Source organism: Frigoribacterium faeni, assembly GCF_007988805.1.
Classification (GTDB): domain Bacteria; phylum Actinomycetota; class Actinomycetes; order Actinomycetales; family Microbacteriaceae; genus Frigoribacterium; species Frigoribacterium faeni.
The window spans coordinates 32,028-44,409 of sequence record NZ_BJUV01000007.1; the positions used below are offsets into that span (position 1 = coordinate 32,028).

Genomic DNA, 12,382 nt, shown 5'->3' on the forward strand with positions numbered 1-12,382 from the left:
CGCGCCGGGAGGCCCGGGCCGCTAGCGTGACCGCATGAGCGACTCCGCCGACACGCCCGTGCTCGACCTCCTGCGCGACCTCGTCGCGATCGACTCCACCAGCGGGTCGCCCGGCGAGGCCGAGGTGCTGCTCCGCGTCGCCGCCGAGTTCGAGGGCGTCGAGGAGGCGCGGGTCGCCTTCGCCCCCGCCCCCGACGGCTCTCCGGCGGCCCTCCTCGTCGCCCCCGCCGGCCTCGACCCCGCGACCCCGCTGCTCGTCTTCGCGGCGCACGCCGACGTCGTGCCGGTGACCGACGCCTCCGCGTGGTCCACCGATCCGTTCTCGCTGACGCGGGTCGGCGACCGGCTCGTCGGTCGAGGCGCCTCCGACATGAAGTCCGGACTGGCCGCGGCCGTCGTGGCCGTCCGATCCGCGCTGGCCCGGGGGACGGCCGTCGCGCTCGTCGTGACGACCGGCGAGGAGATCGGCTGCCTCGGCGCCCCGGCCGGCGCGACCCTCCTGTCCGGGCTCCCGGTCGCCGCGGTGGTCGTCCCCGAGTCCACGGACAACGAGATCGTGCTCGGTCACCGCGGAGCCCTCTGGCTGACCGTCGCCACGGCCGGCCTCGCGGCCCACGGCAGCACCCCCGACCGCGGTCGCAACGCGGTGCTCGACATGGCCCGCCTGCTGGCCCGGCTCGAGGAATCGGGGCCGCCGCTCGTCGGGCACCCCGAGCTCGGCGCGGAGACGCTCAACGTGGGGGTGATCGCCGGCGGCAGCGTGCCGAACATCGTGCCCGACCGCTGCGAGATCCGGGTCGATCACCGGGTCGCCCGCGACGACGTGACGCCGCTGACCGCGTGGTGGCGGGCGCAACCCGAGGTGGTCGACGTCTCCGTCGACCTCGACCTCGCCGCCGTGTGGACCCGCCGCGACCACCCCTGGCTCGCCGGGCAGGGCGCCCGCGTCTCGCAGCGTCCGGCGTCGTACTTCACGGACGCGTCGATCCTCGTGCGGCACCTCGAGGCCGACGTGCCCGTCGTCGTCTGGGGTCCGGGCGACCCGACGGTGGTGCACGGGGTCGACGAGTCCGTCTCGCGCCAGGCCGTGCTCGACGCGGTCGAGCTGTTCGAGGCGGCGGCTCTCGGCCACGCCGCGCCTCCTGCGCCCTGAGTCTCGCCGTGCGTCACGGCACCAGGAGACGGGCACGACGCCAGAAGAAGCCCTGGCGCTGTGCCCATCTCCTGGTGCCGAAGTGCCGAAGTGCCGGAGTGTTGGAGGGCCGGAGGGCCGGAGGGCCGGAGGGCCGGAACGCCGGAACGCCGGAGCGCCGCGGGCCGAGGCGTGCGACGGGCGCGGCTCGGCGCGGGGTCAGCGCGTGCTCTGCCGCCGCACGAGCGTCGGCGCGAACGAGACCCGGGCGCCGGCCCCGCCCTCGTCGGCCCCGCCGCGCAGCGAGAGCAGCCGGAGCGCCTCGGCGGCCATCCGGTCGGTGGGCTGGGCGAGGGTCGTCAACGCCGGGGTCACGTACGACGAGAAGACGATGTCGTCGACCCCGGTCACCTGCAGAGCGGACGGCACCGCGACGCCCGTCTCACGGGCCGCGCGCAGCACGCCGATCGCGATGAGGTCGTCGGCGCAGACGATCGCGTCGGGCCGGTCGGGTGAGGCGAGCAGCCGCCGTGCGGCCTCGTCGCCGCTGTCGACCGAGAAGTCGCCGAGCACGACCCCGTCGTCGACGATCCGCAGTCCGAGGTCGGCCGCCCAGCGGCGGAACCCCTCGAGCCGCAGCGCGGTCGACGAGTTGGTGAGCTCGGAGGTGACGAAGGCGACCGACCGGGCCCCCGCCTCCTTCAGATGCTCCATCACGAGCTTCATCGCCTCGGCGTCGTCCAGGCCGATCCAGTCGGTGCCGGGCACGTCGACGCGCCGGTCGAGCTGGACGAGGGGGACGGCCCGCGCCGAGCGGGCGACGGCCGCGGCGCTCTCGGTGTCGTGCACGGGGCTGACGACGATGCCGTCGACGTGCCGTTCGATCAGGGAGCGCAGCTGCTCGGCCTCGACGGCCGGGTCCTGACGCGAGTCGCAGAGGAAGAGCTGCTTGCCCTCGGCGTGCAGCGCGTTCTCCATGCTGTCGACCAGCGTCGTGAAGAACGGGTTGAGGATGCTCGGCACGACCATGCCGACCGTGTCGGTGCGACGGGTGCGCAGGGCCCGCGCGATGCCGTTGCCGCTGTAGCCGAGCTCGTCGGCGGCGCGGCGCACTCGGGCCTCGACCTCGCGCCCGACTCGACGCGACGACGACATGACCCGCGACACCGTCGCCTGCGAGACGCCGGCCCGCGCGGCGACGTCCGAGATGGTGACGGCGTTCATGGGCTCCTCGCGTTGTCGCCGAACGGCGGGCGGGTGGGTCGGTTCATCGTAGCGTCGCGCTGAGTGGCAATCGATTGCCCGCGACCATCCGTCTTTTACATGCTGGTAACAGAAGGGTGTCGGCGCCCGTAACACCCGGGCGTCACTGTGGTCTCACCCCACCCGGGAAATCGATTGCCAAGCCATCCACCCCCATGGCGGGCGATCGGACCCCGAGCCTCCGCTCCTCCGCATGCCCCACCCTCGTCCTCTCCAGGAAGGCCCCTCATGCTCTCGACCCGCTCCGTCGCCGCCCTCGCCGTCGGCCTCATCGCCGTCGGCACCCTCGCCGGCTGCGACTCCACCTCGACCACCGCCACCGGCTCCGCCTCGGGTGAGGCGTCCGGCGCCGCGACCCGACCCGCGCCCACCGACGTCCCCGAGGCGTGCACGTCCGACGACGGCGGCCCCCTCCAGCTCGGCATGGTCGACATCAACGAGCAGACCGCGTTCTTCACCCAGATGAACCAGGGCGCGCAGGACGTCGCCGACGAGGCCGGCGCCGAGCTCCAGATCGTCAGCGGCGACAACGACAGCGCCACCCAGGTGACGGCGGTCGAGAACCTCGTCGCGTCCGGCGTCGACGCGCTGATCGTCGACCCGGTCGACGCGACGGCGCTCGTGCCGGCCCTCACCGCGGCCAAGGCGGCGGGCATCCCCGTCGTCGCCGCCGACGGCTCGGTCGACGACCCCGACGCCATCGACGCCTACGTCGGCACGGCCAACGTCGACGGCGGCGCGCAGCTCGGCGAGGCGTTCCTCGAGGCCACCGGAGGCACGGGCGAGATCGGCATCGTCGGCGCGCTCAGCAGCGCCATCCAGATCCAGCGCCAGGACGGCTTCGTCGACGCCGTCGAGGCGGGCGGCATGACCATCGGCACGGTCGTCGACGGCCGCAACGTCAACGAGGACGCCCAGACGGCGGCCGAGAACCTGCTGACCGGCGACCCTGAGCTCGAGTACATCTACGCCACCGGCGAGCCCGCCCTCAACGGCGCCATCGCGGCCGTCAAGAGCCAGGGCGCGCAGGACCGCGTCAGCATCGTCGGCTGGGACCTCTCGGCCGCCGCCGTCGAGGGCCTCGAGGCCGGGTTCGTCGACAGCGTGATCCAGCAGGACACCTTCGGCTTCGGCAACGAGGCCGCCAAGGCCGCCATCGACCTGGCCTGCGGGACCGGCGACGTGCCCGCGACCATCGACGTGCCGATCACCATCGTCACGCCCGACAACCTGGCCGACTTCTCGTACTACCTGGAGGGCTGATGACGACCCCCGACGCGATCCCGGCGACGACCGGCGCCTCCGTGACCGACCCGACCCGCGCCTCCTCGTCGGACCGTCGCGACGACACGACGGCTCCGCTCGTCGACCTGCGCGGCATCCGCAAGTCGTACGGCGCCGTCGACGTGCTGCGCGGCGTCGACCTGACGCTCGCCCGCGGCGAGGTGCTCGGTCTGGTCGGGGACAACGGCGCCGGCAAGTCGACCCTGATGAAGGTGCTCGCCGGGTCGGTGCAGCACGACGGCGGCGCGATCCGGATCAAGGGCGAGGAGGTGCGGTTCCACTCCCCGAGCGACGCTCAGGCCCGGGACATCGGCATCGTCTACCAGGACCTCGCGCTCTGCGACAGCCTCAACGTGGCGGCGAACCTGTTCCTGGGGCGCGAGCCGCGGGTCGGACCGTTCCTCCGCATCGGCCGGATGCACGAGGAGGCCACGAGCGTGCTGCGCGAGTTCGGCGTGCGGGTCACCTCGACGCACCAGCTCATCTCGCAGCTCTCGGGCGGACAGCGGCAGTCGGTCGCCATCGCCCGCGCGGCCAGCGTCGACCCCGACATCCTCATCCTCGACGAGCCGACCGCCGCGCTCGCCGTGACCGAGGTCGAGTCGGTGCTGCGCCTCATCAAGGAGGTGGCGGCGCGCGGCGTCGGAGTGATCCTCATCACCCACCGCCTGCAGGACCTCTTCCGGGTCTGCGACCGCATCACCGTGATGTACGAGGGGCGGAGCGTCGACGACGCCCGCATCGACGACCTGACGATCGAGTCGCTGGTCGGCATGATCACGCGAGAAGGGAGCGCCGCCGCATGAGCGCAGCGACCGCATCGAACACCGACACCACCGGTCCGGACGGCGGCCACGGCGGCGGAGCCGACGGGCCCGCCGGCGGACACGGCCCCGGGCCGGCCACCCGCACGAGCCAGCGGCGCTGGCAGGCCCTGCAGCGGGTCAACAAGTCGACGCTGCTGATGCTCGTCGTCACCCTCGTCGTGATCGTCGCGTTCTCGGTGGCGACCCCGACGTTCCTCACCGGGACGAACCTCCGCAACGTCGCCGTGCAGGTGGCCCCCGCGCTGATCGTCGCCGTCGCCATGACCTTCGTCATCACGGCGGGCATGATCGACCTCTCGGTCGGCTCGACGCTCGCCCTCGTCTCCGTCGTCGGCGCCAGCCTGCTGCGGACCGGCATGGAGTCCGTGCTCGTCATCGTGATCTGTCTCGCGGTCGGCGCGCTGTGCGGCCTGGTCAACGGCTGGTTCTCGAGTTACCAGGGCATACCGTCGTTCATCGTCACGCTCGCGACGATGTCGATCGTGCGCGGCATCGCGCTGTTCATCACCAAGGGCTACTCGGTCGCGATCGGCTCGGGCCTGATCTTCGCCCAGATCGGCCAGGGGCGCCTGCTCGGCCTCGGCTACCCGGCCTGGCTGGCGCTGATCGCCGTCGTGGTCGGGATCGTCGCGCTGCAGCGGATGCGGTTCGGCCAGTACGTCACCGGCATCGGCTCGAACGAGGAGTCCGTGCGCCGGGCCGGCGTCGACACCCGGTTCGTCAAGATGATGGCCCTCGTGCTCACCGGGACGGCGGCCGGAGCCGCCGGCATCATCACGGCCGCCCGTCTGGGCTCGGGCGACGCCAACTCGGGCGTCGACTTCGCGATGACGGTCATCACGGCCGTCGTGATCGGCGGCACGAACCTGCTGGGCGGCAAGGGCAGCGTCATCGGCACCGCCATCGGCGCCGTGCTGACCGGCGTCATCACCAACGGCCTGACGCTGCTCGGCCTCAGCCCGTACATCGTCCCGATCGTCACCGGCAGCCTGCTGATCATCGTCATCTGGATCAACCTGCGCGGCGGCTCGCTGACCGAGCTGCTGCGCCGACGGGTCACGTCGTGAGCCGCGTCGGCGGGTTCGGCGTCGCCGAGACGGGCGTCGTCGACGTGCAGACGGTGCTCGGACCGGTGCCGAGCGACGCGCTCGGCTTCACGCTGCCGCACGAGCACCTGATCAACAGCATCGAGGAGGGCGGCCTCGAGCCCGATCCCGACTTCCCCGAGCTGTTCGACGCCCCCGTCACCGCCGACATCGCGTGGCTGCTGCGCGACCGTCCGCTCGCCTGCCGCGACAACTGCGTGCTCGACGGCGACGACGACGCGGTCGCCGAGCTGATCGCGTTCGGCGGGCTGGGCGGTTCGACCGTGATCGAGCTGACGAGCGACGGCCAGGGCCGCGACCCCGGTCGCCTGGCCGGGATCGCGCGCCGCAGCGGCGTGAACGTCGTCACCGGAGGCGGCTGGTACCTCGAGAGGTTCCACCCGGCGGTCACCGGCAGCGACCCGATCGACGCGCTCGCCGCCCGGTTGATCGAGCAGTACGACGCGGACCCCGCCGTCTCCGGTCGGCCCCGGTCGGGCGTGATCGGCGAGATCGGCGTCTCGCCTGGATTCACCGAGCGCGAGGAGCGCTCGCTGCGGGCCGCCTGCCGACTCCAGCGGGAGACGGGCCTGCCGATGTTCGTGCACCTGCCGGGCTTCGTCCGGCACGGCGGGCGCGTGCTCGACGTCGTGCTGCGCGACGAGGGCGTCGACCCCACCGCGGTCGTGCTCTGCCACATGGACCCCTCGGGCGGCGACCCCGACTACCAGCGCGGCCTCGCCGAGCGCGGCGTGTGGCTCGAGTTCGACATGATCGGCATGCCGTACCGCTTCTCCCTGCCGGGCGAGGGGCAATCGCCCTCACCCGTCGAGACGGCCGCCGCCATCGCCCGCCTGATCGGCGCCGGATTCGGCGGACGCCTGCTCTTCAGCCACGACCTGTTCCTCAAGAGCATGCTGCGGCGCCACGGCGGCAACGGCCTCTCGTACATCCCCGCGGTCTTCCTCGACCGGCTGCTCGACCTCGGCCTCGACGCCGACGTCGTCCGGGGCGTCAACACCCGCAACGTCCGCGACCTGTTCGAGGGCGCGGCGCTGACCCGCTCGACGAGCTGACCCGGGGGCCCCACCGACCCGCCGACGCCCGCGTCCGCGACCGGCGCCGCGCCTCCTCGGCTCCCGTCTCCCGTCTCCACAGAAAGGCACCACCATGTCCCGCATCCTCATCGCCGGCGAGAGCTGGATCACCGCGACCACCCACACCAAGGGCGTCGACGAGTTCACCGCCCACTCGTACACCGAGGGCGTCGCCCAGCTGCGCGCGGCGCTCCAGGCCGGCGGCCACGAGGTCGTCCACCTGCCGGCGCACCTCGTGTCGACCGGGTTCCCCGAGACCCAGGAGGCGCTGTCCGAGTACGACGTCGTGGTGCTCTCCGACATCGGCGTCAACTCGCTCCAGCTCGCGCCCGACGTGTTCGAGCGCAGCATCCCCGGTCGCGACCGGGTGCAGGAGCTGGCGCAGTGGGTGACCGCAGGAGGCGCGCTGCTGATGGTGGGCGGCTATCTGTCGTTCTCGGGCTGGCAGGGCCGTGCCGGGTACGCCCGCACCGAGATCGCCGACGTGCTGCCGGTGGATCTGCTGATCGGCGACGACCGCGTGGAGCGCCCGGCCGGCGTCGTCGCCACCGTGCTCGACGCCGAGCACCCCGCCCTCGGCGGTGCGGGGACGGAGTGGCCCGCCCTGCTCGGCTACAACCGCGTCGTCGTTAAGGAGGGGGCCGTCGAGCTCGCCCGTCTCGGGGACGACCCGCTCGTCGTCGTCGGCGAGGCCGGGGCCGGCCGCACCGCCGTGTTCACCAGCGACTGCTCGCCGCACTGGGCGCCGCCGGCGTTCTGCGACGAGTGGAGCGGCTACGCGAAGGTGTTCCAGGGGATCGTCGCATGGCTGACCAGCCGCTGAGCCGTCCCGCGGCGGGCCGCGCACCGGCGGCCGGCCGCGCGGCGGCGCTGGTCGCCCGCTGCGACGACGCCCTGCGCGCGTCGGCCTCGGTGCGGCTGCTCGCCGAGCTGACCGACGGCAGCGTCGACGCCGAGACCTTCGCCCGCTATCTCGTGGCCGAGCACGCCTTCGTCCGCACCGCGGCCCGCCTCGCGGGGTACTGCCTCTGGCAGCAGCCCGAGTGGAGCCTCGCGGTCCGGCACGCCGACGCCGTCGCGGACCTCGTGGGTCCGCAGGAGGCGTACTTCGCGGCGTCGCTCGCCGACCGGCCCGTCGACGGGGCCGCCGCCACGGCCGTGCTCGACCACGCCTCCGTGCTGCGGACCACCGTCGTCGCCGCGCTCGCCGACGGCGGCTACCCGGCCGTGATCGCGAGCCTCGCCGCCGCCGAGACCCTCTATCTGCGCTGGTGCACGGAGGCCGCTGCCCTCGCCGTCGAGCGACCCGCCGCCGTGCAGCGCTGGATCGACCTGCACACGACGCCGGGGTTCCGGGCCCAGGTGGCGTTCCTGCACGAGCTGCTCGACGACCTGCCGGCACCGGTGACCGACGCCGAGCTCGACGGGTGGTTCCGCGACATGCTCGTCGCCGAGGACGCCTTCCACGCGAGTCCGTACGTCGAGGTGGCGCGATGAGGGGCGAGACGGGCCGCGCCTCCTCGGGCACGTCCGCTACCGCCGCATCCGCTGCGACCGCCGCGACCGCCGCCCTGCGGGTCGACGTCGCGGTCGATCTCGCCGCGGTCGAGGCCCGGCTGACCGGCGCCGGCGTCGCCTTCGAGCGCGTGAGCGTGGGGGCGGAGGCCGTGGTGGTCGTGTCGTCGTACGGCGGGCGGGTCTACGGCCCGTTCTTCGACGGCGGCGCGCCCGAGAACTGGCTGCCCGACGCCTTCGGGTCCGATGCGGCGTTCCGCGCCCTGCTCGACGGCGGCGAGTGGAACGTCGGCGGGGACCGGCTCTGGGTCGGCCCCGAGATCGCGTACATGATCCCCGATCGGGCCGACTACTGGGGCAGCTACACGATGCCGCCCTCGCTCGATCCGGGGCGGCACGCGCTGAGCCGCGTCGGCGACGAGGTGACGATGGACCGGACGGTCGACCTGGAGTCGTTCACCGCGCCGACCGGGTCCGCCCGGGTCGGCCTGCGGCTCCGGGTGCGTCCCGCGGCCCACCCGCTCCGGCACCTCCGCGACGGCGGCACGTCCTCGGCGGTGCGGTACGCCGGCTACACGACCGAGGTGCGCCTCGACCTCGAGTCCGACGGCGCGCAGGAGGCCGAGTCGTGGGTGCTCAACCAGGTCAGGGGCGGCGGGACGGCGCTCGTCGCGGCGTCGCTGGGCGTGCAGGTGACCGACTACTACGAGCCCGTCGGCGAGCTGCTGCGCCCGGTCGCCGGGGGAGTGGCCGTGTCGCTCACCGGCGCCGACCGCTTCAAGATCGGCTTCGCGGCCCCGCAGGTGACGGGTCGGGCCGGTCACCTCCGCTGGGCCGACGGGTCCGGTGCCGACGACACCGCCCCGGACCTCGTGCTGTTCGTCCGCAGCAGCCCGGTCGACGCGTCCGCCGAGTACTCGGAGGAGCCCGACCCCTCGCCCGGCCGTCGCGGCGACGCGCTGCACCTCTACGACGACGACGGCGGTCTCGGCGGCTTCGCCGAGGTCGAGGCGCGCGGCACCCCCGTGCTCGGCCCCCGCCCCGACCCCGTGACCGACCGGTTCACGACCTGGTGGTTCCGCGGCCCGGTCGCCGACGTCGCCCGGATCGCCCAGCACCTCCTGGGGATCCCCGAGGAGGCGGTGGTCGCCTCCCTGCCCGCGCGTCCCTGACCCGCGCCCCGCCGCCGCGCGCTCTCCCGGGCGCGCTCGTCCGCCCGATGCCCGCGACCGGGCACCCGACCCTCTCTCGCAAGGAACCCCATGACCTCGACCCGCGCCTCCTCGGCCTCCGCTCCCGACACCGACCCCGACGTCGCCCGCGCGTACGACGACCTCGTCGCGCTCGTGCAGCACGGACCGAGGTTCCACGGGACGCCGGGCATCGCCGCCGCCGCGGACTGGCTGGAGGGGCGCCTGACCGCGGTCGGACTGTCCGTCGACCGGCAGTCGGTCGCGCTGCCCGGCTGGCAGCCCGGGACCGTGCACCGGCTCGTCGTCCGGTCCCCGATCGAGCGCGAGCTGCCGGCCTGGCCGATGCTCTGGAGCGGGTCGACGGACGGCGCCGTGCGGGGGACGGTCGAGTCGGTCGGACCGCAGGGCCTCTGGGGCGACTCCATGGTCTGGCGCAAGTTCGTCGTCCGCGACGACGCCGGCCGGCCGGTGGCCTACCTGCACGCGCGCGACGGCGGACCCGCGGCTCCTCAACCCCTGCCGGCCGGTTCCGACCTCGACGTGGCGCACCTGGCCATCGGACGACTCGACGGTCTGCAGCTGACCGAGTGGCTGGACGACGGGAGGCCCGTCGTCGTCGAGGCGGAGGTCGACAGCGGGCCCGTCGACGCGGCCGTGAGCGACAACCTGATCGTCGACCTCGCCGCGGCCGACGGCGGCTCCGACCCCGCCCGCGGCACGGTCCTGCTCTGCGCCCACTACGACACGTTCTTCAACACCGTCGGCGCCTACGACAACGGCAGCGGCACGATCGCCCTGCTCGAGCTCGCCGAACGCTGGGCGGCGAAGGCCCCCGCCGTCCCGGTCCGGCTCGTCTTCTTCACCGCCGAGGAGTGGCATCTCGGCGGTTCCCGCCACCACCTCGACGCGGCGTCGGCTGCCGACCTCGAGGCGATCGACTACGTGCTGAACATCGACGGGCTGGGCCGCGGCTCGTTCGTCGAGGCGTTCGCCGGCCCCGAGGCCTTCTCGACCGCGTTCCGCGACGCCCTGATGGCGTACGCCGCCGGGACGCGGCCCGACCTCGAGCTGGTGACGCGGTTCCCGCCGACCGTCGGGACCGACGACGCCTCGTTCCACCGGGCCGGCGTGCCCAGCGCGTTCCTGACCTTCAACGACCTCCACCGGCTGCACCAGCCCGACGACGAGCCGAACCTCGGCATCGCCGCCAACATCGCGTGGACGGTGCCTCTCGCCGAGCACCTCGTGGCGACCCTGCCGCGCCCGACGCGGGTCGCGCCTCCCGGGATCCTCTGACGGGACGATGCCGGTGGGCCGTCACCGGTAGCGTGTGCGGGTGATCGACTTCGACCGGCTCCGCCGATGGCCCGACGTCGAGGCGCCCGAGCTGGTCGCGCACGACGCCACCGACCGCCTCCTGCTCGACACCGCCGAGGAGGCGCTGGTCGCCCACCCGACGCGGGTCTCGATCATCGGCGACCGCTACGGAGCGCTGACGCTCGGCGCGGCCGCGCTGGTCGGCGACCATCCGCTGCGGGTCCACCAGGACGGCCGGTCGGGCGAGCTCGCGCTCGCCGCGAACGCGGAGCGCCTGGGGTCGACGGCCGTGGTCGAGACGCACGCCCTCGACTCCGCGCTCGTGGCCGGGGCGCGGGTCGTGCTGCTGCAGCTGCCGCGCGGGCTCGACGCCCTCGACGAGACCGCCGAGCTGATCGCCGCGCATGCCCACCCCGACGTGGAGGTGTTCGCGGGCGGTCGCGTCAAGCACATGAGCACGGCCATGAACGACGTGCTGGGTCGCCGCTTCACCGCCGTGCGGGCGGGCCTGGCGCGGCAGAAGTCGCGGGTGCTCACCGCGACGGGCCCGATCCGAGGAGGCGCGCCCACCTGGCCGCGCACCGCCCGTCACGGTGAGCTGCTCGTCGTCGCCCACGGTGCGGCGTTCGCCGGGGCCTCCGTCGACATCGGCACCAGGGCGCTGCTCGCCGCGCTCGACGGCGCACAGGCGCCCGCGGCCCGCCCGGGGCTCCTCGCCGTCGACCTCGGCTGCGGCACCGGCGTCCTCGCGACATCGTGGGCTCTCGGGCATCCCGACTGGTCGGTCGTCGCGACGGACCAGTCATGGGCGGCGGTCTCGTCGGCCGAGGCGACCGCCGCCGCGAACGGCGTGGGGGACCGGGTGGAGGTGCGGCGCGACGACGCCGGCGCCTCGCTGGGTGCGGGCTCCGCCGACCTGGTCATGCTCAACCCGCCGTTCCACGTCGGGGCGACGGTGCACGCCGGCATCGCGCACAAGCTCTTCGACGCCTCGGCGCGGCTCCTCGCGCCAGGCGGCGAGCTCTGGTGCGTGTGGAACTCGCACCTCGGCTACCGCTCGGTCCTCGAGCGGACCGTCGGACCGACCCGGCAGGTGTCGCGCACGCCCAAGTTCACCGTGACGGTCTCGACCCGCCGCTGAGTCCTGCCGCGGGCCCGCCCGGAGGCCCACCGAAGGTCGGAGCGCGCCGGTCGGAGGGTGCCGGTCAGAGCGCGAGAGAGGCGTCGATGTAAGCGAGGAGGGCCCTGGCGTAGGCGTCCTCGGCATCCGCGGCGACGAAGACGCGCTCGTCGTGCTCGCCGAACACGACACGCACCTCGTACCGGGGCGACCCGGCTTCCTGCTCGCCGCCGCGAACGGCCGCGTCGCGGGTGTCGACCTCCCGGCTGAGCGAGCGGAACGACCGTGCGAGGAGGCCGCGCAGCTGGTCTTCGCGGGGCAGCCACAGCGACTGGTCGGCCGAGACCGAGTCGAGTGCCCATTCGGTCGTGCCGTTGAAGCCGAGCACCGTCCCCGTGGGATGCTCGTGGGCCTCGATGGTCATCTCGCTGATGGTGAAGACGTCGCCGACGAACTCCCCGCGGTCGATGACGAAGCGATCGCCGGTGGTCGGATGCCAGCGGAGGCCGGCGTCGTGGAGCCGGCGGGCCAGGGTCACGTCGAGCATCG

Annotated in this window: 12 protein-coding genes; 10 read left to right on the plus strand and 2 right to left on the minus strand. The window is 73.9% G+C overall.

The genetic code is table 11. The annotated features are described in order from the left end of the window. Positions 1-34: 34 nt before the first annotated feature. A complete protein-coding gene (locus FFA01_RS04855; RefSeq protein ID WP_146853550.1) occupies positions 35-1,153 on the plus strand; it encodes a M20/M25/M40 family metallo-hydrolase in 1,119 nt (372 codons plus the stop codon). A gap of 198 nt (positions 1,154-1,351) precedes the next feature. On the opposite strand, the gene FFA01_RS04860 is transcribed toward FFA01_RS04855, so the two are convergent. Next, positions 1,352-2,356: a LacI family DNA-binding transcriptional regulator gene (locus FFA01_RS04860; RefSeq protein WP_146853552.1), complete on the minus strand. Its 1,005-nt coding sequence runs from the start codon at positions 2,354-2,356 to the stop codon at positions 1,352-1,354. A 267-nt stretch (positions 2,357-2,623) separates the two neighbouring features. On the opposite strand from FFA01_RS04860, the gene FFA01_RS04865 reads away from it, so the two are divergent. The 9 genes from FFA01_RS04865 to FFA01_RS04905 all read left to right on the plus strand — a co-directional run bounded on the left by FFA01_RS04865 (position 2,624) and on the right by FFA01_RS04905 (position 11,854). Continuing rightward, entirely contained in the window at positions 2,624-3,658 is a 1,035-nt protein-coding gene (locus tag FFA01_RS04865; RefSeq protein ID WP_146853554.1) for a substrate-binding domain-containing protein, read from the plus strand. Continuing rightward, the gene (locus tag FFA01_RS04870) at positions 3,658-4,485 is read left to right on the plus strand and encodes an ATP-binding cassette domain-containing protein (protein ID WP_146853556.1); all 828 of its coding nucleotides are present in this window, start codon (positions 3,658-3,660) and stop codon (positions 4,483-4,485) included. Before FFA01_RS04865 ends, FFA01_RS04870 begins: the two co-directional genes overlap by 1 nt. After that, on the plus strand, positions 4,482-5,573 hold the full coding sequence (locus FFA01_RS04875) for an ABC transporter permease (protein WP_146853558.1): 1,092 nt from the start codon (positions 4,482-4,484) through the stop codon (positions 5,571-5,573). The genes FFA01_RS04870 and FFA01_RS04875 overlap by 4 nt, the downstream gene beginning before the upstream one ends. Continuing rightward, positions 5,570-6,667: a phosphotriesterase family protein gene (locus FFA01_RS04880; RefSeq protein ID WP_146853560.1), complete on the plus strand. Its 1,098-nt coding sequence runs from the start codon at positions 5,570-5,572 to the stop codon at positions 6,665-6,667. The genes FFA01_RS04875 and FFA01_RS04880 overlap by 4 nt, the downstream gene beginning before the upstream one ends. A 94-nt stretch (positions 6,668-6,761) precedes the next feature. Then, complete coding sequence (locus FFA01_RS04885) at positions 6,762-7,511, plus strand: glutamine amidotransferase (RefSeq protein WP_146853562.1); 750 nt, start codon at positions 6,762-6,764, stop codon at positions 7,509-7,511. Continuing rightward, entirely contained in the window at positions 7,493-8,185 is a 693-nt protein-coding gene (locus FFA01_RS04890) for a TenA family protein (RefSeq protein WP_146853564.1), read from the plus strand. Before FFA01_RS04885 ends, FFA01_RS04890 begins: the two co-directional genes overlap by 19 nt. After that, positions 8,182-9,375 (plus strand): hypothetical protein, encoded by a 1,194-nt coding sequence (locus FFA01_RS04895; protein ID WP_146853566.1) that lies wholly within the window; start codon positions 8,182-8,184, stop codon positions 9,373-9,375. The genes FFA01_RS04890 and FFA01_RS04895 overlap by 4 nt, the downstream gene beginning before the upstream one ends. A 90-nt stretch (positions 9,376-9,465) precedes the next feature. Next, complete coding sequence (locus FFA01_RS04900) at positions 9,466-10,692, plus strand: M28 family metallopeptidase (protein ID WP_146853568.1); 1,227 nt, start codon at positions 9,466-9,468, stop codon at positions 10,690-10,692. Positions 10,693-10,732: 40 nt separating this feature from the next. After that, the gene (locus FFA01_RS04905; protein WP_371859170.1) at positions 10,733-11,854 is read left to right on the plus strand and encodes a class I SAM-dependent methyltransferase; all 1,122 of its coding nucleotides are present in this window, start codon (positions 10,733-10,735) and stop codon (positions 11,852-11,854) included. Between the two features lie 64 nt (positions 11,855-11,918). Here the strand turns inward: FFA01_RS04905 and FFA01_RS04910 are convergent, their stop codons facing one another. Then, the gene (locus FFA01_RS04910) at positions 11,919-12,380 is read right to left on the minus strand and encodes a pilus assembly protein CpaE (protein ID WP_146853572.1); all 462 of its coding nucleotides are present in this window, start codon (positions 12,378-12,380) and stop codon (positions 11,919-11,921) included. Positions 12,381-12,382: the final 2 nt, after the last annotated feature.

Bases quoted from the DNA above. Each gene is read 5' to 3' on its own strand.
- FFA01_RS04875 (WP_146853558.1), top strand. From the start codon at position 4,482: ATGAGCGCAGCGACCGCATCGAACACCGACACCACCGGTCCGGACGGC.
- FFA01_RS04860 (WP_146853552.1), bottom strand. From the start codon at position 2,356: ATGAACGCCGTCACCATCTCGGACGTCGCCGCGCGGGCCGGCGTCTCG.
- FFA01_RS04865 (WP_146853554.1), top strand. From the start codon at position 2,624: ATGCTCTCGACCCGCTCCGTCGCCGCCCTCGCCGTCGGCCTCATCGCC.
- FFA01_RS04885 (WP_146853562.1), top strand. From the start codon at position 6,762: ATGTCCCGCATCCTCATCGCCGGCGAGAGCTGGATCACCGCGACCACC.
- FFA01_RS04895 (WP_146853566.1), top strand. From the start codon at position 8,182: ATGAGGGGCGAGACGGGCCGCGCCTCCTCGGGCACGTCCGCTACCGCC.
- FFA01_RS04900 (WP_146853568.1), top strand. From the start codon at position 9,466: ATGACCTCGACCCGCGCCTCCTCGGCCTCCGCTCCCGACACCGACCCC.
- FFA01_RS04870 (WP_146853556.1), top strand. From the start codon at position 3,658: ATGACGACCCCCGACGCGATCCCGGCGACGACCGGCGCCTCCGTGACC.
- FFA01_RS04855 (WP_146853550.1), top strand. From the start codon at position 35: ATGAGCGACTCCGCCGACACGCCCGTGCTCGACCTCCTGCGCGACCTC.
- FFA01_RS04910 (WP_146853572.1), bottom strand. From the start codon at position 12,380: ATGCTCGACGTGACCCTGGCCCGCCGGCTCCACGACGCCGGCCTCCGC.
- FFA01_RS04890 (WP_146853564.1), top strand. From the start codon at position 7,493: ATGGCTGACCAGCCGCTGAGCCGTCCCGCGGCGGGCCGCGCACCGGCG.